This is a genomic window from Paracidovorax konjaci (assembly GCF_900112675.1).
Classification (GTDB): Bacteria; Pseudomonadota; Gammaproteobacteria; order Burkholderiales; family Burkholderiaceae_C; genus Paracidovorax; species Paracidovorax konjaci.
This window is the reverse complement of record NZ_FOMQ01000035.1, coordinates 1-1,660: the sequence shown is the minus strand read 5'-3', so window position 1 is coordinate 1,660 and position 1,660 is coordinate 1. Positions and strand designations below refer to the sequence as shown.

Below are 1,660 nucleotides of genomic sequence, written 5' to 3'. Positions count from 1 at the left end.
CGTCGTAGTACCGGTGCAGGTTGTAGTTCAGCCCCGTCTCCTCGTCCCACACCTGCCCCGGATACCGCAGGTCGAACCGCACCGCTTCCCCGTAGTTGCGGATGCCGGCTTGCCCGCTCTGCGCGTAGCCCGTGGCGCCGGTGGTCGGGTTCGCTTCTCCAAAGCCCGTGATCAGCCACTGCCACACCACCTGCCCCTGCGCGTTCGTCAGCCGCCGGGGCGTGTTCAGGTGGTCCGCATCGATGGCGTACAGGCGCCCGTTGATTTGACCACCACCGCGATTGGATTCGCCGCAGTGAGAGGGTCAGTCAAATGGTAGAAATCCGTCTTTGATTTCTTATAAACCAACCTTCAAAACTTAATCACAAGCCCTTTAAAGATATCTTTATTTCATAATTTCGCAAACACAATCTGCATATCAAAAATATCTATTTAAAACCATGATTTTTGCATAACTTCTCGTACCCATGAAGATAACTTTCAAGGCCAGCCTTTATATCCTCACAATCTTCCAGTGCGACATCAGCGCACCCTCCCTTTATAGACTTAATGATCAGAGTCAATTGTTCTATGTACGACTTGACGGTATCTCCCTGAAAAACGATACTCGGATATTTTCTTCCTTGTACTTTTACTACTGCGCAGTTGCCAATGCTGCCCAAAAATCCCACATCCTCTTGCATATTAACTCCCTTAGCACAAAATTGAGTAAGGCATATCAGCGTCAAGAGCTGCCCACGAAAACCTTAATCCCTATGCTCTAACCAAAACCTCCAAACCTCTTTGAGAGTGAGCCATTAATCAAGGATTTTTCTTCTAGAAATACCTGAAGGCACCCCATAGCTCAATCCGATTGGCCGAAATTTCCGAAACCCCACTCCCCAATCATAGAAATAGGATAAGCCTTGTATCCGCCTCACTCTGAATTCTCAATATTTTCAGCTTTATAAAACATAGGCAATCGCACACGGCTAATTCCCAGAAACAGATCGATTTATAACTTTCATCAATATTTTACGAACATCCCTCTCATTATAAAGATAATCACCACCTCCTGGACGATAAGAAGCAAGCATCAAAACCACCGCTTGCATTTCTTCATCATCTGGAAACGCATCATCGATTGCCACCTCTAATGCGTTTGCGCATTTCAATGAAACATCTTCACCACTTATAAATTTTTTTGCCAAAGACTCAATGTCGTATAGATTCTTCATTTTTTTAACCTCGGATTAATTACGGTTATAACTCGCAAACCCGTAGCCGCATCAACCACCACTTGCGGAGCCCCTGGCATATTTCTATTTTGAATAGTTAGAGTATTACCTTGTGGATGAGGTGACATTTTTCGTATATTTGTTGCCCCATTAAGCACCAAATCAACCTCTGATGGGGTCATAGGTGCTCTTCCCGTGGGTGGATTCATCATTCTTTCTAATGCGTGTTCGGTTAATACTCGCCCGTCAGGTGTTAAAGCTGGGCAGCCAGAGCCAGATTGCAATCTTTGCAGTACTCCCCGTAACTGTCCAATATTGGCCGCAGTGAACCCCTGCCCAGGAGCCGAGACATACATCGGCGCATAGTTGGGCTGGTACTGCCGAATCTGGCTTGTGAGATTCACACCCTGCGCGTTGAGCAGACTTTGCGCATAACTGACCGG

At 46.6% G+C, this 1,660-nt stretch carries 4 protein-coding genes; all 4 read right to left on the bottom strand.

What is annotated here, in order from left to right; genetic code table 11:
• Window positions 1-187: RHS repeat-associated core domain-containing protein (locus tag BM144_RS22460; protein WP_491893112.1), on the bottom strand; the 187-nt coding region annotated here is incomplete at its 3' end.
• 241 nt (window positions 188-428) lie between these two features.
• Complete coding sequence (locus BM144_RS23820) at window positions 429-683, bottom strand: DUF6959 family protein (protein WP_434802691.1); 255 nt, start codon at window positions 681-683, stop codon at window positions 429-431.
• 288 nt (window positions 684-971) lie between these two features.
• Window positions 972-1,217 (bottom strand): hypothetical protein, encoded by a 246-nt coding sequence (locus BM144_RS23055; protein WP_139225821.1) that lies wholly within the window; start codon window positions 1,215-1,217, stop codon window positions 972-974.
• Window positions 1,214-1,660 (bottom strand): hypothetical protein (locus BM144_RS23335; RefSeq protein ID WP_217644367.1); only part of this gene is annotated, 447 nt, incomplete at its 5' end. The genes BM144_RS23055 and BM144_RS23335, both read right to left, overlap by 4 nt.